16 protein-coding genes are annotated in these 18,453 nt (G+C 64.6%); 6 read left to right on the forward strand and 10 right to left on the reverse strand.

Annotated features, from left to right (window positions below; translation table 11 throughout):
• Nucleotides 1–43: 43 nt before the first annotated feature.
• Nucleotides 44–1,987, reverse strand: coding sequence for a TAT-dependent nitrous-oxide reductase (nosZ, locus tag D3F03_RS12355; protein WP_119109730.1), 1,944 nt, complete (start codon nt 1,985–1,987; stop codon nt 44–46).
• 3 nt (nt 1,988–1,990) lie between these two features.
• Nucleotides 1,991–2,365 (reverse strand): DUF2946 domain-containing protein, encoded by a 375-nt coding sequence (locus tag D3F03_RS17170; protein WP_147414725.1) that lies wholly within the window; start codon nt 2,363–2,365, stop codon nt 1,991–1,993.
• A gap of 225 nt (nt 2,366–2,590) precedes the next feature.
• Here D3F03_RS17170 and D3F03_RS12360 point away from each other — a divergent pair, with 225 nt between their 5' ends.
• Together D3F03_RS12360 and D3F03_RS12365 are read left to right on the forward strand one after the other, a co-directional pair.
• Nucleotides 2,591–3,052, forward strand: a complete 462-nt coding sequence (locus D3F03_RS12360; RefSeq protein WP_119109731.1) for a c-type cytochrome — start codon at nt 2,591–2,593, stop codon at nt 3,050–3,052.
• 11 nt (nt 3,053–3,063) lie between these two features.
• Nucleotides 3,064–4,107 (forward strand): FAD:protein FMN transferase, encoded by a 1,044-nt coding sequence (locus D3F03_RS12365; RefSeq protein ID WP_119109732.1) that lies wholly within the window; start codon nt 3,064–3,066, stop codon nt 4,105–4,107.
• A gap of 63 nt (nt 4,108–4,170) precedes the next feature.
• On the opposite strand, the gene rsmA is transcribed toward D3F03_RS12365, so the two are convergent.
• Genes rsmA through D3F03_RS12380 form a run of 3 tightly spaced genes read right to left on the reverse strand, consistent with a single transcriptional unit; the run spans nt 4,171 to nt 8,736 of the window.
• Nucleotides 4,171–4,929: a 16S rRNA (adenine(1518)-N(6)/adenine(1519)-N(6))-dimethyltransferase RsmA gene (rsmA, locus tag D3F03_RS12370; RefSeq protein WP_119109733.1), complete on the reverse strand. Its 759-nt coding sequence runs from the start codon at nt 4,927–4,929 to the stop codon at nt 4,171–4,173.
• A complete protein-coding gene (locus D3F03_RS12375) occupies nt 4,926–6,293 on the reverse strand; it encodes a peptidylprolyl isomerase (RefSeq protein ID WP_119109734.1) in 1,368 nt (455 codons plus the stop codon). The genes rsmA and D3F03_RS12375 overlap by 4 nt, the downstream gene beginning before the upstream one ends.
• A 22-nt stretch (nt 6,294–6,315) precedes the next feature.
• Nucleotides 6,316–8,736, reverse strand: a complete 2,421-nt coding sequence (locus D3F03_RS12380) for an LPS-assembly protein LptD (protein WP_119109893.1) — start codon at nt 8,734–8,736, stop codon at nt 6,316–6,318.
• 79 nt (nt 8,737–8,815) lie between these two features.
• Between D3F03_RS12380 and D3F03_RS12385 the strand changes: the two genes are divergently transcribed.
• Both D3F03_RS12385 and D3F03_RS12390 read left to right on the forward strand, forming a co-directional pair.
• On the forward strand, nt 8,816–9,922 hold the full coding sequence (locus tag D3F03_RS12385; protein ID WP_119109735.1) for an aminoglycoside phosphotransferase family protein: 1,107 nt from the start codon (nt 8,816–8,818) through the stop codon (nt 9,920–9,922).
• A gap of 65 nt (nt 9,923–9,987) precedes the next feature.
• Nucleotides 9,988–10,719, forward strand: coding sequence for a 16S rRNA (uracil(1498)-N(3))-methyltransferase (locus D3F03_RS12390; protein WP_119109736.1), 732 nt, complete (start codon nt 9,988–9,990; stop codon nt 10,717–10,719).
• Between the two features lie 52 nt (nt 10,720–10,771).
• On the opposite strand, the gene D3F03_RS12395 is transcribed toward D3F03_RS12390, so the two are convergent.
• Nucleotides 10,772–12,718 carry a GspE/PulE family protein gene (locus D3F03_RS12395; RefSeq protein ID WP_119109894.1) on the reverse strand — a complete coding sequence of 649 codons (1,947 nt, stop codon included), beginning with the start codon at nt 12,716–12,718 and terminating at the stop codon, nt 10,772–10,774.
• Nucleotides 12,719–12,766: 48 nt separating this feature from the next.
• Entirely contained in the window at nt 12,767–13,570 is an 804-nt protein-coding gene (locus tag D3F03_RS12400; protein ID WP_119109895.1) for an exodeoxyribonuclease III, read from the reverse strand.
• Nucleotides 13,571–13,580: 10 nt separating this feature from the next.
• Here D3F03_RS12400 and pyrE point away from each other — a divergent pair, with 10 nt between their 5' ends.
• Complete coding sequence (gene pyrE / locus D3F03_RS12405; protein ID WP_119109737.1) at nt 13,581–14,279, forward strand: orotate phosphoribosyltransferase; 699 nt, start codon at nt 13,581–13,583, stop codon at nt 14,277–14,279.
• Between the two features lie 4 nt (nt 14,280–14,283).
• Nucleotides 14,284–14,955, forward strand: a complete 672-nt coding sequence (locus D3F03_RS12410) for a DUF4124 domain-containing protein (protein ID WP_425453126.1) — start codon at nt 14,284–14,286, stop codon at nt 14,953–14,955.
• Between the two features lie 22 nt (nt 14,956–14,977).
• Here D3F03_RS12410 and gatB read toward each other — a convergent pair whose 3' ends face one another.
• From gatB to gatC, 3 genes are read right to left on the reverse strand one after another with little or no spacing between them, the layout of a single operon-like run.
• Nucleotides 14,978–16,423 (reverse strand): Asp-tRNA(Asn)/Glu-tRNA(Gln) amidotransferase subunit GatB, encoded by a 1,446-nt coding sequence (gene gatB / locus D3F03_RS12415; RefSeq protein ID WP_119109738.1) that lies wholly within the window; start codon nt 16,421–16,423, stop codon nt 14,978–14,980.
• A gap of 1 nt (nt 16,424) precedes the next feature.
• A complete protein-coding gene (gene gatA / locus D3F03_RS12420; protein ID WP_119109897.1) occupies nt 16,425–17,924 on the reverse strand; it encodes an Asp-tRNA(Asn)/Glu-tRNA(Gln) amidotransferase subunit GatA in 1,500 nt (499 codons plus the stop codon).
• Nucleotides 17,925–17,932: 8 nt separating this feature from the next.
• Complete coding sequence (gatC, locus tag D3F03_RS12425) at nt 17,933–18,232, reverse strand: Asp-tRNA(Asn)/Glu-tRNA(Gln) amidotransferase subunit GatC (protein ID WP_119109739.1); 300 nt, start codon at nt 18,230–18,232, stop codon at nt 17,933–17,935.
• Nucleotides 18,233–18,453: the final 221 nt, after the last annotated feature.

Below are 18,453 nucleotides of genomic sequence, written 5' to 3' on the forward strand. Positions count from 1 at the left end.
GGGCAGCGCATTCCAGGGACCGCGCTGCCCCCTACGGGGCCGGTCAGGCCTCAACCATCATGCGCGAACGCATTTCGAGGTGCAGTGCGTGGCAGAAGTTGGTGCAATAGCACCAGTACACGCCTGGCTTGTCCGCAATGAAGGTGACCGATTTGGTCTCTTGCGGATTGACGATGAAGTTGATGTCGTACTTCGGAATAGCGAAACCGTGCGTCAAATCTTCCACCTTGTCGAGGTTGGTCAGGATGATGGTCACCTCATCGCCGCGCTTGACGGTCCACTCGCGCAGACCGAAGGTGGGTGCCTGGGACGTCAGGTACACGGTGACCTTCTTGCCCTTGCGTTCCACGCGGCAGTCCTTCGCATCCTTGGTGGCGTTCGGGAACTCGTTGATGTCATACACCTGGCGCGTGCGGATCAGGTTGCGCGGGATGATGATGGAGTCGTGCGGCTCGGAATACACCGAGTGGTCGGCCACCAGCTTCATCTTGTCGCCACTGATATCGATCAATTGCGCCGTCTCGGGGTGCAGCGGGCCCACGGGCAGGAAGCGGTCCTTGGAGAACTTGTTGTCCGACAGGAAGTACTTGCCGTCGGCGTCCTTGGTTTCCCCCATGGAGGTGAAACCGTGGCCAGGCTGGTACTGCACGTCCAGGCGGTCGACCACCGGTTTGGCCGACTTGTCGCCAGCGTAGGATTTGATGGCGGCCTCCACGTTCCACTTGACGATCTGGCTGTCCAGGAACAGCGTGGTGTAGGCATTGCCGCGACCGTCAAAGCCGGTGTGCAGTGGGCCCAGGCCGATTTCAGGCTCGGCCACCACGGTCTCGCGCTCGGTCTTGAGTTCGCCATCGAACCACTTGAGCACACGCTCGTGCTCGATCAGCGTGGCGGTGGGCGAGAGCTTGCCCGAGCAGGCGTAGTACTTGCCGTCGGGGCTGGCGTTCACGCCGTGCGGGTTCTTGGGCACGGGCACATAGCAGGTCAGCGCCGTCTTGGGGTCGGCATTGCTGGCCTTGCTGCCATCGACCACCGGCACCTTGGAGCCGCCGTAGGTCTTGAACTTGCCGGCCTTGATGGCAGCTTCGATGCGGGCAATGTTGAAAAAGAGGCACGCATCCATTTCGGCGGACATCATGTCTTCGTAGTGCACGCCGTTCTCAGTGTTGTACTGGTTCGTGCAGGCCAGCTTGCCGTCGTAGGACGTGGCCACGAGGTCGCAGTTGCCGTCGACCACCACTTGCCAGCGCACTTCCATGGATTCGGAATCCACGCAGGTGAAAACCGAGCGGTAGGTGTCGATGGCATCCATGTGCTTGCCGTTGTTCTCCAGGGGAATGCCGAATTCGCCGCCACAGAACACGCGCGTCGTGTGGTTGATGGCTGGGTCGACCGGGTCGCGCTTGTCGGGGAAGGTGCCGTGGAAACCCTGCACCAGCGGCAGTTCGGTGATCTTGTCGGTTTCCATCGTATCCATGCGGATGCGCGCCAGGCGGCCGTGAATCTTGTCGTTGACGAAGAGGTACTTGCCGTCGTAGGTGCCATCCTTGTACGAGGGGTGCACGTGGTGCGTGTCGCCCGTGTGGTACTTCAGGCTGCCATCGGGCTTGGTGCCGATGATTTTCTTCGACTCATTGGTGATGCCCCAGCCCACCAGGCAATCGACGTTGAAGACGGGAATGCGCTTGAACAGGCGGCCGGACGGCAAGCCGTAGATGCGGCACTCACCCGAGTGACCGCCAGAGGAAAAAGAGTAGTACTCATCAAGCTGGCCGGGGGCCACTTCGTACTTGCCCACCTCGGACGCAGCGTGTGCGGCAGGTGCCGCAGGTGCCGCGGTTGGGGCTGCTGGTGCTGCAGCACCGGTGGCAGGCTTGTCATTGCAGGCGGCTACGCCTGCTGTTAAGCCGGCCAGAGCGGCTGTATTGAGGAACTTGCGCCGGCCGATGCCTGCAATTTCGGGTTGGGTCACTTTTTTGTCGGTCATGATTCAGCTTTCTTTCAGGGTTGCCTCGGTAAAAAAAGGAGGGCCGCGACCGGGTGGGGGCGCGGCGGATTGGGTGATCGCGCTTCTCGGGCGCGGTGCGGCTGGCTGTTCGCTCACCAGGGTGGGCGTCGGTAGAGAGGCGATGGATGCGGGAGCAGGGCCGGCGGCGGGCAGGCACAAAGGGCAGTGGAGTGACGCCGCCGTAACGGGAAGGCCGTCGTCGCCCAGCACCAACAGCGTGACCCCGCCAGTGCCAGTACACACCAACTGCGTGCGGGTGGGATGAATGAGCGGGGCGGCCGTGGCTGCGCCCAGGGCGCAGAAGAAGCTGGCGAGCAGAACCTGGCGCAGCCAAGTCAGTGCCCTTAATGTTTTCATGGGTAAAAAGTTTAGGCGTTTACCCTGGGTATCTATTGATTGATGTCAAGAGAATGCCGGAGTACTCTGGATTGTCACGTCTTGAGAGCGTTAAAGTCGGGGCTCTAGGAGAGCTTCGCGGCGCACGACGCCGGACGCGAACGGTATCCCGTATCAGGTATCAGTACTGGGGATTCCGAAATGGCTTAAAAGAAGCCTCCGTCGTTTTCACACAAGGACCCCCCCATGAATTCCGCCTCCCGCTTTGCCGCTGTCGCCCTCTTATCCGTTTTCCTTGCCGCGTGCGGCGACAAGAAGCCTGAAGCCCCGGCCGCCGAGCCAGCCCCTGCGGCGGCACCGGCTCCTGCTCCCGCGGCAGAACCTGCACCCGCCGCAGCACCGGCGCCTGCCGCCGCCGCTGCACCTGACGCCGCCGCCGCTCCCGTGGCCGATGCGGCTCTGGGCAAGAGTGTTTTCAACAAGACTTGCTCCCTGTGCCATGCTTCAGGTGCCGGTGGCGCGCCCATCCCTGGCAAAAAGGATGAATGGGGCCCACGCGTTGCCCAAGGCAAGGACACGCTCTACAAACACGCCATGGAAGGCTTTACCGGCGCCAAGGGCACGATGCCTCCGCGCGGTGGCAATCCCAAGCTGACGGACGACGAAATCAAGGCCGCCGTCAATTACATGGCCGACCAGTCGGTCTGAGGCTGCTGGCCATGGACGACGCGCGCAAACCCGTGACCATGACGCGGCGGCGCGTCGTTATGGCCTTGCCTTTGCTTGGCGCCGCACAACTGGCGGGAGCCGGGGTGCTCCCGACTGCTGCACCGGCACTGCAGCGCAGCGCACGCGCCCTGATGGGCACACGCGTGGACATGGCGGTGGCATCTGCGGGCGCAGGCTCGCAGGATATTGACCGCGCCATGGATGCCGCCTGGGTCGAAATGGAGCGTCTGTCGCGCATGATGACGCGCTACGACGAGACCAGTGTGGTGAGCGCCATTACCCGCGCGGCGGGCAAGCATGCGGTTGCGGTACCGCCCGAAATGATGGCGATATTGCGCGATGCGCAGGCGCTGTCGGTTGATACGCACGGTGCCTTCGACATCACCGTGGGCGCCTTGCGCGCCTGGAAGTTTGGTGAGCAGGCACAGTTGCCTGATCCTGCGCTTATCGAAGCCGAGCGCCGGTTGGTCGGATACCGGGGCCTGAGCCTGGACGCCAGGGCTGGTACCGCGCAGCTGGCGCGCGCTGGCATGGCGCTCGATCTGGGAGGCATTGCCAAACTGCCCATTCTTTCCGCCGGCATGCAAGTGCTGCACGCGCACGGCGTGGACAACGCGCTGATCAATGGGGGCGGCGACGTACTGCTTGCGGGCACGCACCATGGCAAACCCTGGCGTGTCGGCTTGCGTGATCCGCTCGCGCCCGAACGCATGCTGGGCGTGCTGGCGCTGCAAGGCCAAACCATCGTCGCATCCTCGGGTGACTACGAACGCTTCTTCATGGCCCAGGGCGAACGCCAGCACCACATTCTCGACCCGGCAACCGGGCGGCCTACCCACGGGCCCCATGGCATCAGCCTTCTGGCGCGCGATGTCTCCAGCGTCAACGGCCTGGGTGCTGCCATGATGGTGCTGGGCGGTGAACGTGCGCAGGCCTTGATTCAGCAGCGTCCGTTGGTGCAGGCCCTGATCATGCGCCACGACGGCTCGGTCTGGCGCACGCCAGGCATGGCGACTGCATTGCAAGCGGCCTGAGTGGCGCCGCTAGCGACCCTGGCGCTTCGTGCGGTGCCAGGTGTCTGAACTCGTGGACACGTCTCAGACTTGCTGCACCAGAGCGACGTATTCCTGAACAGGGACTTCTTCGGCCCGGCGCTGCACGTCAAAGCTGCCGGAAAAGCCGCGTGCATCGAGCCAGCGGCCCAAGGTGTGGCGCAGCAGTTTGCGCCGCTGGCTGAACGCAACTTGCACGCATTCTTCGAACACATCCAGAGGGAGTGCTGCCACGTCCTGCCGCGGCAGCATGCGCACCACGGCGCTGTTGACGCGCGGTGGCGGATCAAAGCTCTCCGGCGGAACGAACAGCACATCCTCCATGGCATAACGCCATTGCAACACCACCGACAGACGGCCATAGGCACTGGTGGCCGGTGCCGCCACCATGCGGTCGATGACCTCCTTTTGCAGCATGAAGTGCTGGTCGGCAATGACGTCCACGTACTTGAGCAGGTGGAACAAAATGGGCGTGGAAATGTTGTAGGGCAGGTTGCCGACGACTCTCAATTTCGTAGCGTTAAGCGCTTGCGTCACCTGCGAAAAGTCCACTTTTAATACATCAGATTCAATGACCTGCAACTGGCCGTGCTGGCGCAGCCGCGCCGCCAGGTCGCGGTCCAGTTCGATGACAGTGAGCCGTCCGAGGCGCTCGACCAGCGGCTGCGTCAAGGCCGCCAGGCCTGGCCCGATCTCGACCATCGGGTCGCCTGGATGTGGGGCGATGGCCGCGACGATGGCGTCGATGATTCCGCCGTCGGTCAGAAAGTGCTGGCCAAAGCGTTTGCGGGGGAGGTGCTTCACTGGGGCACGTCGCGGTATTCAACGTAGGCGCGTGCACGTTGCTCGCGCGCCCAGGTCGCATAGGCCTCTTCCATCTTCTTTTGGCGCACCGCCTCGCGTGCCGCTTCGCGCTGTTCGCGCGGTGTCAGCCGTTCTTCGCGGCGCTCGACCAGCTCAATCAGGTGCACGCCAAAGCGCGAGACCACCGGTTGGCTGATTTCGCCTGGCTTAAGGGCGTCGAGCGCGGCTTCAAACTCGGGCACATAGCGCCCAGGGGTGGACCAGCCAAGGTCGCCGCCCTGCTGCGCACTGCCATCCTGCGAATGCTCGCGTGCCAGCGACTCGAAGGTGGCGAGGCCAGCGACGATGCGCTTGCGGTAATCCGCCAGCTGTGCGGCGGCGGCGGCTTCGCTCAGTTGCGGGCCGGTACGCAACAGGATATGGCGTGCGTGGTTTTGCACCACGGTGGCTGTGGCGCTGGCACGGGTCTTCTCGATCACCTTGAGGATGTGAAATCCGGCGCCTGAGCGCACCGGGCCTGCAATGCCGCCGACGGGAAGTGCTGCTGCGGCTTTCAGGAACAGTTCGGGGTAGCGCTCGGCAGGGCGCAGGCCCATTTGCCCGCCTTGCGCCGCTTCCGGGGCGGCGGAGAACTCTTTGGCAAGAGCGGAAAAATCGTCCCCCTTGCGTGCGCGTTCGGCCACGCTGCGGGCACGCTCTTCGCGCTCGCTCACCACGGCGGAGCTGGCCCCCTCGGGAACGGCGATCAGGATGTTGGCGAGGTTGAGCTCCAGCCCGGCGGTCCCATTCTTGGGCTGCTGCTCGCGCAGGTACTGGTCGATGTCGAATTCACTTACCTTGATGCCTGAATTCACCTCACGCTCGCGCAGGCGCTGCAGCACCAGCTGGGTGCGCAGTTCGCTGCGAAATTGTGCCGGTGAAATGCCGTCGCCAGCGAGCTGGCGGTACATGGCATCTTTGGAGACATCGTTTTGCCGTGCCACGCTGGCTTCGGCCTGGTTGACGGCGAGATCGTCCACCGTAATGCCCGCCTCGCGTGCCAGTTGCAGTTGCACTTTCTCGAAGATCAGGCGTTCGAGCACTTCACGGTTCATGACACCGGCTGCTGGCACAGATGCGCCTTCGCTGATCAGCTGCTTGCGCAGGCGCTCGGTGCGATTGGCAAGCTCGTTGCGGGTGATCGGCTCGGAGTTGACCACGGCCACGATGTAGTCTGCCGCCTGCGGCTCATTGGCCTGGCGGTTGGCGGGAGGCGCTGTCGTGGCTGCTTGCGGCTTGGGAATGCGCACGCCCTGGGCGATGGCGGGTACGGCGAGCGCGGTGGCAAGGAGGGCCAGACCGGCAACGAGGACACGAGGATGCATGGGGCGGGCCTTAAACACGGGCTTAGTCGTAATTGCTGAAGCGGCTGGGCACCGTCGGGGTATCGCCCAAGGTGCGGTAGCCGGGGATATTCTGGCGCAGACTGGTAAGTGGGTTGGAGCCCAGGCTCAGGCGCGAGAAGCCGACGAACTCTATCTGGAACAGCAAGCGGGTGTTGGACGTGACCAGGCTGTTTTGCAGGCGTTCAAGCACCACACGACCGATCCAGCAGCAGCTGTCGTACTCCAAGCCGACCACCGTATCGACCAGCTTGCGGTCGTGCAGGCTGTAGTTGAGTCGGCCCACACCATACCAGCGTCCTTCACGTAACGCCCCCGCGTGGGTCTCTGATGGCGGTTGCGTCTGCGCTGCCAGGCCCCACAGGTCAGCGAGCGGCCATTGCCAGCCGATGTCCACCTGCTCGCTGCTGTCGCGCTGGAACCGGTACGCGGCGCTGACGACGTGGAAGGGGGCAGGCTGGTAGCGCGCGCCTACCGTAGAGCGGATGGAGCGGCGCGTCTTGGGATTGAACTGCACCGTGGAGTTGAAGCCCCACTGCGGCGTCCAGTTCAGCGCGGCGCCCACCATCAGATCTGACAGGCGGTCCTGCACCACAGGTTCGCCCGGAAGCGTCACGTCCTGGTTGGAAAAGCGCACCCGCTGCGCCACGCCAAAACGCGCTGCCTCGGCGCCGGTATCAGGGTCGAGAAGACGTGTCGTCAGGCCCAGCGTCAGCAGGTTGTTGTCGGCGATGCGGTCCTGGCCGCCGTAGGCGTTCTCGGTGTAGATGGTTGCGAAATTAAAGTCGTTCGCCGCCGTGTCGTACACCGGCAGCAGGTGCTGATCGCGGTAGGGCGTATAGGTGTAGAAGGCACGTGGCTCAAGCGTCTGTACGAAATCGCGGCTGAAGAAGCGGGCGTCGCGCTCGAACACCAGACCACTGTCGATGCTGAAAGTCGGCAGCGCCCGGCTGGCCGAGCGCGCGCCGTTGGCAATGGGGGTATCGAACTGGTAGTCGGTGGCGTGCAATTGCAGGCGCGGTGTGACGAAACCCGCGGGCCACAGGAAGGGGCGGCTGATTTGCGCCAGTGCGTAGCTGCGCTGGGCGTTGGGCTGCAGCGTGAGGCTGCGGTCGCTGTGAAAGTGCGTGGTATCGAGTTCGACACTGGCGTCCAACCCCAGACCCAGCTGGCTCGGTACGTAGCGGTATTGCAACTGGGGCAGCCGGTCGTAGGGCGGCACGATGGGGGCCAGAGGGTCTTGCAGCGTCTGCCACTTGAGTGTGCGCAGCATTACATGCTGGTCGCCGCTACCCCAGGTGACCAGGGCATCGGCTGGCAGCAGGCGCTGGGTGTCGCTTTGCGTGCCGCGGCCCAGGTCGCGCCAGTAGTTGTCGTCGCTGACGCGGCGGATGTTCAGGCCGATACCGATGCCCCCCAGGGGGCTGTCAAAATTCGTGTTGTGCTCCAGCGTGTAGCTCCAGCGGGTGCGATCGCGCAGCCGGTCGGATGGCAGGACGTCGCCCAGGATACGGCCTCGGTACGTCGGCTCCAGGTAGCGAAACTCCCCCCCCGCGCGTACGCCGCGCTTGGCGATCAGCGCCGCCTCCAGCGTCGCGTCGCGGTTGGGGGCAATGTTCCAGTAATACGGCTGCGAGTACTCGAAACCGTTGACGCTGTCGAGCCCAACGGTGGGGGGCAGCAGGCCTGACTTGCGCTTGTCCGAGAGCGGGAAGCTGATGTAGGGCACCGGCAGGATGGGCACGCCCTTGAACTCCAGCACGCCGTTGTGCGCAGTGCCGACCTCCTCGACCTGGTCGATGTCGATGCGTTCGGCACGGATGATCCAGTCAGGCTGCCAGCCCGCGAAGTCCTCGCGCGTGCACGTGGTGTAAGTCGCATCGTGCACCACCGCGCGGTCTCGGTCGAGGAAGTCCACGCGCGTGGCTTCGCCATGTGCGCCGTTGGCCAGGAACTGGTAGCGCGCGTCGTTGAAGAAGCCGTCGAAGGCGTCCACGTGCAGCTGCAACTCGCTGCCTTCGTACACATTGCCTGCGCGGTTGATGCGTACCTGGCCCGTGGCATGGGCCAGATCGTCGGGAGCGGTGTATTCCAGCCGATCGGCGTGGATCACGGTGTCGCCACGGCGCAATTGGGCGGCACCCTCGACCACCGTGCGCTCGTCCGTTTCCCCCCACATGTGCTCGCCAGAAACGAAGATCGGCAAGTGCGCGCGTGCCGCGGCCGGAATCGTTTCGCTCAGTTGTGGGCTGGCGCGCAGTGGCACCGGTGTGCTGGGTGCCTCCTGTGCCCAGGCGGCCAACGGCGCGCCATACAGCGCCAGCGCCACTACGCGCGACCAGGCTGCCGTCGCGCGCAGGCGCGAACGCGGCATCGGGCGGGAAAGGGTGAATCGCGGGTAGAACGGCAAAAGCTTTGGGTCCATCGGGGTGCGGCTGCCTTGCAGCCGCAGCACTGGCAAAGGCCCGCGCTGCGCGGGCCGGGTTTGTAGAATCGGATTATCCATGAGCCACTCCACCAACACGCCGGGCGCGGGCGCCGTTACCTGGCCTGACATCCTTCGCCAGGCGCAATTCACCCAGTGGCTCGCCCCGCTGGTCGAGCGCCACGGCCTGCGCCCCGAGACGCTGCGCCCGGCCTCGGCCGACGCCAGCTTTCGCCGCTACCTGCGCCTGGACACCCGCGTCCCCGGCGAGAGCCGCATTGTCATGGACGCGCCGCCCGATCGGGAAGACTGCGCGCCCTTCGTCCACGTGCAGGGCTTGATGCAGCGCGCCGGCTTGAACGTGCCGGACATCCTGGAATGGGACAAAGCACATGGTTTCCTGCTGCTCTCCGACCTGGGCCAGCACACCGTCATCGAACGCCTCGATGCTGCCGACCCGCAAGCGGCAAACGCCTGGTACCGGCAGGCGACGGACGTGCTGCTGCAGTGGCAATTGGCTTCGCGCCCTGGCGTGCTGCCGCCTTACGACGCGGCCTTGCTGCGCCGCGAGCTGGCGCTGTTTCCCGATTGGTACGTGGCGCAGCACCGCCAGGTGGCGCTCAGCGAGGCGCAGCAGCAAGTGTTGTCCACTGCGTTTGACCGCATCGTGGCGGAAAACCTGAGCGTGCCCAGCGTGTACGTCCACCGCGACTTCATGATGCGGAACCTGATGGCCCCTGTGGGTGAGGGCGGCCCGTTGGGCGTGCTTGATTTTCAGGATGCGGTCTATGGCCCCATCACCTACGACATTGCCAGCCTGCTGCGCGACGCCTTCATCAGTTGGGACGAAGAGTTCGTGCTCGACATCACCGTGCGCTACTGGGAGCTGGCCCGCAAGGCGGGCCTTTTGGGCCGCGCCAGCGCCAGCGGCTGGGGCGACGATTTTGGCGCGTTCTACCGCAGCGTTGAGTGGATGGGCCTGCAGCGCCACCTGAAAGTAGCTGGCATCTTTGCCCGCCTGACCCTGCGCGACGGCAAGCCCAAATACTTGGCGGATGCGCCGCGCTTCATCGGTTACCTCCGTGCCACGGCCCGCCGCTACCGGGAGCTGGGGCCTTTGGCGCGGCTACTGGACCAGATCGAAGGCGATGCGGCCCCGGTCGGTTACGCCTACGGGCGGATGTAGATTTCATACAAAATAGGCCTCTAGCGCTTATCCAGTAAGCGCTAGCAGCTATTTATTTAGAAGCAATGCCCCGTTTTTATTGCCCAGTCGACATGGTCAGCGGCGCTGAACTGGAGCTGCCTGCAGGCGCCGCGCGCCACGTACAAGTGCTGCGCCTGCAGCCGGGTGATGCCATCACGCTGTTTCACGGTGGCCTGGAGGCGGCTGGCCCAAGGGGCGAGTTCGAGGCGCGCATCACCCACATGGGTCGCAGCAGCGTGCGCGCCGAAGTGGGCGCCCACCAAGCGATTGAGCGCGAGGCGGCGTGGGAGGTGCATCTGGTGGCCGGTATCACGGCGAACGAGCGCATGGACTGGCTGGTGGAAAAGGCCGCCGAGCTGGGCGCCGCCAGCATCACCCCGCTGCTGGCCGAGCGCAGCGTGCTCAAGCTCAAGGGTGAGCGCGCCGACAAAAAGCGTGCCCACTGGCAGGCCATCGCCATCGCCGCCTGTGAACAGTGCGGGCGCAACCGCGTGCCGCTGGTCGCGCAGGCGCTGGATTTGAGCGACTGGCTGGCGGGACCTGCCGGGGCTGCACCCGCGCAGCGCCTGCTGCTGTCGCTGCGCGCAGGCAGTGTGCCTTTGAAAACCCGCCTTGCAGAGGCGGGCCCTGCGGTGTTCCTGTCAGGTCCGGAAGGCGGGCTAAGCCCCTTTGAAGAAGAGGCTGCGCTGGCGCAGGGCTTTGTTCCCGTCGGTCTTGGCCCGCGCGTGCTGCGCGCCGAGACGGCGGCGCTGGCGGCGTTGGCGCTGATGGCCTGAGCTGCCCCTGCCGGTACGGCCGGGGCGCGCCGCGCCCCATACCTTGCAAGTGTCAGAGGTTGGTCGCGGCCAGCACTTCGCTGATATCGGTCAGGCCTTGCAGCACCTTGTCGATGCCGTCCTGGCGCAGCGTGCGCATGCCGGCGACCAGCGCCGAATGGCGGATTTCGCTGGCCGACGCACGGTGGCGGATGTGCTGGCGGATGGTGTCGTCGCTCAGCATGAGTTCGTGAATTCCCAGGCGGCCGTGGTAACCACTCTGTTCGCACTTGTCGCAGCCGACGCAGCGCCACAGGGAAATGCTGCCGTCCGCCTTGCCGTAGGCTGAACGCCAGCGCGCGATTTGCGTGGCGCGTGCCTCGGGGCCACTGTCGGAGGTGCTGGCAAGGTACTGCTCGGCAAGCTCGTCCAGCCTCGCCATGTCCGCCGGTACGGCCTGGCGACAGGCGGTGCACAGGCGCCGCACCAGGCGCTGGGCCAGGATGGCGAGCAGCGAATCGGAAAAATTGAACGGATCGATCCCGATTTCCAGCAAGCGCGCGATGCTCTCGGGCGCCGAGTTGGTGTGCAGGGTGGAGAGCACCAGGTGCCCGGTGAGCGAGGCCTCGACGGCGATGCGCGCGGTTTCCTCGTCGCGCATTTCGCCAATCATGATGACGTCGGGGTCGGCGCGCAGAAAGGTGCGCATGGCCGCGGCAAAGGTCCAGCCGATGCGCGGGTTCATTTGCACCTGGCGCAGCCCGCTCTGGGTGATCTCAATCGGGTCTTCGGCGGTCCAGATCTTGCGACCGGCGGTGTTGATGTCGCTGATCACCGAATGCAAGGTCGTTGTCTTGCCGCAGCCCGTGGGGCCGCACACCAGCACCAGGCCATAGCTTTTCTGCACCATGCGGCGCAGGGCCGTCAGGTTGGCAGGGCTCAGGCCGATGCCGTCGATCGGCAGCGGCTTGGCGCCGGCCAGCAGGCGCAGCACCACGTCTTCGAGGCCGCGCGAAGTTGGCACGGTGACCACGCGCAGTTCTACCGGTGGGCCGCCAAAGCGCGAGAAATCGATTTTCCCGTCCTGCGGCTTCCGGTGCTCGGAGATGTCCATGCTGGCCATGATCTTGAGGCGCGCCACCATGGCGAACCGATAGCGCGCGGGCAGTTCGAGATAAGGCCGCAGCTCGCCGTCCACACGCAGGCGTATGCGCAGGGGCCGGGGTGGCATTTCGGTTTCGATGTGGATGTCGGAGGCGCGCTGGGCAATGGCCTCGGTGATCAGCGAATTGATCAAGCGCACCAGGGTGTTGTCCGATTCGTTCACCACGTCGGCGGCTTCGCCTGCGCTGTCGGGCGTCGCGCTATCCAGGGTGCTGGCCAGGTCCCGTGCGCTGGCGCGGGCAGCGTTGTTGGCTGCCGCACTGTCGGGGCGCGGCGCGATTTTTGGGTTGTCTCCTGGGTGAATGGCATACGCCTTGGCAATGGCGGGCGCCAGCGTGCCTGGCGCCGCGCGCAGGGCGATCAGGCGGCGCTGCGTCAAAAATCGAAGCTCGTCGAGCAGCACGCGGTCCAGCGGGTCCACCACCAGCACCACCAGTGCATCGTCCCGCGCCAGCAGCGGCAGCACCGATTCGCGTTCAGCTACCGGGCGCGGCACCAGTGCCAACGCGGCCGTATCGGGATGGAGCTGCCCAGGGTTGACCACGTAGTCACCCAGCCAGGCGGCAATGACCTGGCGCAACTGGTCTTGTGTGAGTTCGCCGCCGCCGATGAGAATTTGCCCGATCAGGCGGTGAACACCCTGCGCGCGCTCCTGGCGCTGCAACTGCAAGGCCTCGGCCAGCGCCGCCGCGCGCACCATGCCGGCATTGACCAAAGCCTCGCCCAGATGCTTGGCCGTGCCCACCACCGGATGCGGGGAGTTGATCAGCTGCCAAAGCGCGTCGGAATCGTGCGGCTCGAAATGCGGGCTGGGCGGCAGCGTTTCGTGCTGAGTCGCGGCAGACAGAGAATCCATGGCAGTGCTTTTCATCCAGGGCAGTGGGCCGCATCACAGCGGCTTCGGTTACAGGGCCAACGCGTAGTCGATGGTGAGCGGTGCGTGGTCGGAAAAGCGCTGCGTTTTGTAGATGCTGGCCGAACGTGCCAGCTGGGCCATTGCGGGGCTCGCCAGATGGTAGTCGAGCCGCCAGCCCACGTTGTTGGCCCAGGCCTGGCCGCGATTGCTCCACCAGGTGTAGGCCTCGTCCGTCGTTTCGGGGTGCAGCAGGCGGTAGACATCCACCAGGCCTTCGCTTGGGTCAGTTGTGTGCAACAGTTTTGTCATCCAGGCGCGTTCTTCGGGCAGAAAACCGCTGTTCTTCTGGTTGCTGCGCCAGTTTTTGAGATCGATTTGCTGGTGCGCGATGTTGATGTCGCCGCACAAAATGAACTCACGCTCGCCCCGGCATTGCACCAGGTGCGGGTGGAACTGTTCCAGAAAGCGGAACTTGGCCTGCTGGCGCTCTTCGCCTGACGATCCGCTGGGAAAGTAGGCGCTGATGATGGAGAGCTTGCGCGCAGGGGTGTCGAAGCGCAGCTCGACATAGCGCCCCTCGGCGTCGAATTCTTCCGAACCGTAGCCGGTGCGCACGTCGCTGGGTTCGTGGCGGGTGTAGACGCCGACGCCGGAGTAGCCCTTTTTCTGCGCGAAGTGAAAATGCCCGTCCAGACCCGCAAGTTGCTCGAAGCGGCCTGCCACGTCAGATTGTTGTGCCTTGACCTCTTGTACACAAATACAATCCGGTCGCAGCGTGTGCAGCCACTGTTCAAGCCCCTTGGTAGTGGCTGAGCGGATGCCGTTAAGGTTGAGGCTGGTGAGCTTGAACAAGGAGTTTCCCATGTCGGATGTGGATGCAGCGCAGGCACCTGCCTGTGCGATGGCGCAAGAATTTGTGCGCTTTGCCGTCGAGGCCGGCGTGCTTGGATTCGGCGAATTCAAGACCAAGGCGGGCCGCATGAGCCCGTATTTTTTCAACGCCGGCCTGTTCAACGACGGCGCCACGCTGGGGCGCCTTGCCCAATTCTATGCAAATGCCCTGATCGCCAGCGGCATCGAGTTCGACATGGTGTTCGGCCCGGCGTACAAGGGCATTCCCCTGGCGGCCACGTTGGCTGTCGAGTTGGCGCGGCGCGGGCGCAACGTCCCCTTTGCCTACAACCGCAAGGAAGCCAAGGACCACGGCGAAGGCGGAACCCTGGTGGGGGCGCCGCTCGCCGGGCGCGTGCTGATCGTGGACGATGTGATGTCCGCAGGCACCGCGGCGCGCGAGTCGATCAAACTGATCGTGAAGGCGGGCGCCACCCCGCACGCCATGGTGGTCGCACTTGACCGCCAGGAAAAGGCAACCGAGGACGGCCGCGACGTGGACTACAGCGCGGTGCAGTACGTACGCCGTGCGTTGGGACTTGAAGTCTGTGCCATTGCCTGCCTGGCAGACTTATTGCTGTATCTTTCGGAAACGCGGGGTACTGACATGTTGCAGCACCGCGAGCGGGTGCTGGCGTACCGCCAGCGGTACGGAGTTGCTGAAGGGTGACGCATTGAACGCATTGGTCTGGAGCGCAGGAATCGCAATCGCCTTGCTGGTGCAGGCGGGCGCGCACGCGGAAGAGGCTTCCACGGGCGGCATCTACACCTGCGTCGATGCCAGCGGCCGACGCATCACGTCAGATCGGCCCATTGCCGCCTGCATCGACCGTGAGCAGCGCGAACTGGGGCCGACCGGCACCGTGCGGCGCGTGATTGGCCCCAGTCTCACGGAACATGAAAAAGCTGTCCAGGCCGCGCAGTTGCGCAAGCAACAAGACGAAGCCAACCGGGTTGCCGATGAGAAGCGCCGCGAACGTGTGCTGGTGGCGCGCTACCCGAACCGTGCCGCCCATGATGCAGAGCGGGCCGCGGCGCTTGAAACCGTTGATTCCGTCACGGCAGTGGCCGTGAAGCGGATTCAAGCGCTGAAAGAGGCCCGCAAGGCAATCGATGCCGAAATGGAGTTCTACAAGAAGGACCCCGCCAAAGCCCCCATGAAGCTGCAGCGCGAGGTGGCCGCCAACGATGCGGAAATCCAGGAGCAGCAGCGGTTCATTCTCAGCCAGGGGCAGGAGAAGCAGCGCGTCAACAAGCGGTTTGACGTCGAACTGGCGCAGCTGCGCCAGTTGTGGGGGACTCGGGCCACCGAGCCGTCCGTGCCTGCGGGGACGGCGGCGCAGTAGTTTCGCCCGCAGGCGGCGGCGTTCAGGCGAGGCGTTGGCGCAGCAAATCGTTGACCTGCTGCGGGTTGGCCTTGCCTTTGCTGGCCTTCATCACTTGGCCCACCAGCGCGTTGAAGGCCTTGTCCTTGCCGGCGCGGAACTGTGCCACGTTGTCGGCGTTGGCGGCAATGACGTCGTCGATGATTTTTTCTAGCGCGCCGCTGTCGTTCATCTGGCGCAGGCCGAGAGAATCGATGAGCGCGTCCACCTCGCTGCCCGCGCCGCTCCACAGCGCTTCAAACACCTGGCGGGCGGCGTTGTTGGAGATGGTGGCATCGACGATGCGCTTGATCAGTTGCGCCAGTTGCTGTGCGCTCACGGGCGACTGGTGGATGTCCTGCTCTTGGGCATTGAGGCGCCGGGCCAGTTCGCCCATCACCCAATTGCTGGCAAGTTTGGGCTGCTCGCTGGCCTTGGCAGCCTCCTCGAAATACGCCGCCATGGCCTTGCTTTGCGTCAGGATGGCTGCGTCGTACTCGGGCAGGCCATAGCCACCAACGAAGCGCGCCGCCATGGCCCGCGGCAACTCGCCCATGGTGGTGCGGGTGGCCTCTATCCACTCCGGCGCAATCACCAGCGGCGGCAGATCGGGGTCGGGGAAGTAGCGGTAGTCCGCCGAATCTTCCTTGCTGCGCATGGCGCGCGTCTCGCCGGTGTCAGGGTTGAACAGCACGGTGGCCTGCTCGATGGCGCGGCCGTCTTCCAGCTCTTCGATCTGCCAGCGAATCTCATAGTCCATCGCCTGCTGCATGTTGCGAAAGCTGTTGAGATTCTTGATCTCGCGCCGCGTACCCAGGGGCGCACCGGGCTTGCGCACGGACACGTTGGCATCGCAGCGGAACGACCCTTCCTGCATGTTGCCGTCGCAAATGCCGATCCAGGTGACGAGCTTGTGCAGCTCGCGCGCATAGGCCACCGCTTCGGCGGATGAACGCATATCGGGCTCGGTGACGATCTCCAAGAGCGGCGTGCCGGCGCGGTTCAGGTCGATGCCCGACTGGCCAATGAAGTCTTCGTGCAGCGATTTGCCGGCGTCTTCTTCCAGGTGCGCGCGCACCAGGCGGACGGTTTTCTGCTCATCGCCAAGCAGGAAGGACACCTCGCCGCCCTGCACAACGGGAATCTCGAACTGGCTGATCTGGTAGCCCTTGGGCAAGTCCGGGTAGAAGTAGTTTTTTCTGGCAAAAATGCTCTCTAGGGCAATGTGGGAGCCAAGAGCAAGTCCTAATTTAATAGCGCACTGCACCGCTTCGCGGTTCATCACCGGCAGCGTACCGGGAAGGGCCAGGTCGACCGCGCAGGCCTGCGTGTTGGGTTCGGCGCCGAAAGCGGTCGAGGCGCGGCTGAAGATTTTGCTGCGCGTGGCCAGTTGCGTGTGCGTTTCGAAGCCGATGACGACCTCGTAGCCGTGAATCAAGGGGGCGCTCATGTCAGAAGCCTGTGGGGGTGCGCAGGTGGAAATCGGTGGCTTGCTGCAAACGGTGTGCGGCGTTCAGCAACAGCGCTTCCTGGAAGTAATTGCCAATGAGCTGCAGGCCGACCGGCATGCCGTGCTCGCCAAACCCAGCCGGCACGCTCACGCCGGGGAGCCCCGCGAGCGAGGCGGGCAGGGTGAAGATGTCGGCCAGGTAGTCGGCCAGCGGGTCGCTGCCGTGTTCGCCAATTTTCCAGGCCACGCTGGGGGCCACGGGCCCGGCAATCACGTCGCATGCCTTGAAGGCCTGCTGGAAGTCGTCGGCAATCATGCGGCGAATCTTTTGCGCCTGCAGATAGTAGGCGTCGTAGTAGCCGTGTGAGAGCACGTAGGTGCCGATCATGATCCGGCGCTTGACCTCGTCGCCAAAGCCCTCGGCGCGCGTCTTCTTGTACATGTCCATCAGGTCGGTGTAGTTCTTGGCGCGGTGGCCGAACTTCACGCCGTCGAAACGGCTGAGGTTGGAGCTCGCCTCGGCCGGGGCAATGATGTAGTACACCGGGATGGCCAGCTCGGTGCGCGGCAGCGAGATGGGGACCAGGTGGGCGCCCAGTTTCTCGTATTCCTTGAGCGCAGCGTCGAGGGCGGCGCGCACGCCTGGCGCAACGCCGTCGGCAAAGAACTCCTTCGGCATACCGATGCGCAGGCCGTCGAGCGAGTCGTTCAGTTGGCGACTGAAGTCTTCGGCAGGGCGGTCGAGCGAGGTCGAATCCCGGTCCGGGTCCGGCCCGCACATGGCGGACAGCAGCAGCGCACAATCTTCTGCCGTGCGCGCCAGAGGCCCCGCCTGGTCCAGGCTGGAGGCAAAGGCCACCATGCCGTAGCGCGATGCCCGGCCATAAGTGGGTTTGATGCCCGTGATGCCGCAAAACCCTGCCGGCTGGCGGATCGAGCCGCCGGTATCGGTGCCCGTGGTGGCTGGTACCAACCGTGCTGCCACCGCTACGGCACTGCCGCCGGACGAGCCACCGGGAATGCGCGTGCTGTCCCAGGGGTTGCGCACTGGCTGCGCGCTGTCAAAACCCACGGGAACAGCGGCAGAGTTCTCGTTGGCCGAGCCCATGGCGAATTCGTCGCAGTTGAGCTTGCCCAGCGTGACAGCGCCGGCTTCAGCGAGCTTGCGCACCACGGTGGCGTCGAACGGCGAGCGGTACCCGGCCAGCATGCGCGAGCCGGCGGTGGTCGGGAAATCGCGCGTGACAAAGATGTCCTTGTGCGCCAGCGGCACGCCTTCCAACGCTGCCGTGCTGCCTGCGGCCAGCCGCTCGTCGGCCAGGCGGGCCTGGGCGCGGCTGGCGTCTTCGTCCACGGCGAGAAACGCGCCCAGGCTCTGGTGCTGGCGCATGCGCGCGAGGAAATGCTCGGTGGCTTCCAGCGCGCTGACCTGGCGTGAGCGCAGGGCCTGCGCCAGCGTGGACAGCGGCATCTCGTGGAGGGCAAGTCCGTGGGAACTCATGGCGGCGCTCATTCGATCACCCGCGGCACGAGGAACAGGCCGCGCTCGACTGCAGGGGCGTTTTGTTGGTTGGCGGTGCGCTGATCGGGCTCACTGGCGATGTCGTCCCGCAAGCGCAGGACCACCGGCGCAATGGCCGCCACCGGGTGGGTCAGCGGCGCGATGCCGGAAGTGTCTACCGCGCGAATCTGCTCGACGATGTCGAAAAAACCGTTCAATTGGGTGAGCATGTGCCCACTCTCATCGTCGCTGAGTTCAAGTCGGGCCAGATGGGCGATGCGGCCGATCTCCTGGTGGGTGAGTGCCATGGGAATGAGGGGTTCGAAACCGGATGTAAAGCTCCTGCGAAGGGCGCGCAGGGAAGAGTTATTCACAGGGGATGCGGTATTATCCCGCCTTTGTCGAAAAGCCCTGGAAACTGACGCTACTTGTGCGCAAAGTCCCACTAAAACTTTTGCTTATGGGTTCCTCCGGCGTCAGGATGGCACCTTCTTGTCGGCATTTCAGGCACGATTTTTACCCATGTAAC

Origin of the sequence: Simplicispira hankyongi (assembly GCF_003570885.1) — a bacterium.
GTDB classification, from domain to species: Bacteria; Pseudomonadota; Gammaproteobacteria; order Burkholderiales; family Burkholderiaceae_C; genus Simplicispira; species Simplicispira hankyongi.

Coding starts and splice junctions, on each gene's coding strand:
- nosZ (WP_119109730.1), bottom strand. CDS start 1,987: ATGACCGACAAAAAAGTGACCCAACCCGAAATTGCAGGCATCGGCCGG.
- D3F03_RS17170 (WP_147414725.1), bottom strand. CDS start 2,365: ATGAAAACATTAAGGGCACTGACTTGGCTGCGCCAGGTTCTGCTCGCC.
- D3F03_RS12360 (WP_119109731.1), top strand. CDS start 2,591: ATGAATTCCGCCTCCCGCTTTGCCGCTGTCGCCCTCTTATCCGTTTTC.
- D3F03_RS12365 (WP_119109732.1), top strand. CDS start 3,064: ATGGACGACGCGCGCAAACCCGTGACCATGACGCGGCGGCGCGTCGTT.
- D3F03_RS12375 (WP_119109734.1), bottom strand. CDS start 6,293: ATGCATCCTCGTGTCCTCGTTGCCGGTCTGGCCCTCCTTGCCACCGCG.
- D3F03_RS12380 (WP_119109893.1), bottom strand. CDS start 8,736: ATGGACCCAAAGCTTTTGCCGTTCTACCCGCGATTCACCCTTTCCCGC.
- D3F03_RS12385 (WP_119109735.1), top strand. CDS start 8,816: ATGAGCCACTCCACCAACACGCCGGGCGCGGGCGCCGTTACCTGGCCT.
- D3F03_RS12390 (WP_119109736.1), top strand. CDS start 9,988: ATGCCCCGTTTTTATTGCCCAGTCGACATGGTCAGCGGCGCTGAACTG.
- D3F03_RS12395 (WP_119109894.1), bottom strand. CDS start 12,718: ATGGATTCTCTGTCTGCCGCGACTCAGCACGAAACGCTGCCGCCCAGC.
- pyrE (WP_119109737.1), top strand. CDS start 13,581: ATGTCGGATGTGGATGCAGCGCAGGCACCTGCCTGTGCGATGGCGCAA.
- gatB (WP_119109738.1), bottom strand. CDS start 16,423: ATGAGCGCCCCCTTGATTCACGGCTACGAGGTCGTCATCGGCTTCGAA.
- gatA (WP_119109897.1), bottom strand. CDS start 17,924: ATGAGTTCCCACGGACTTGCCCTCCACGAGATGCCGCTGTCCACGCTG.
- gatC (WP_119109739.1), bottom strand. CDS start 18,232: ATGGCACTCACCCACCAGGAGATCGGCCGCATCGCCCATCTGGCCCGA.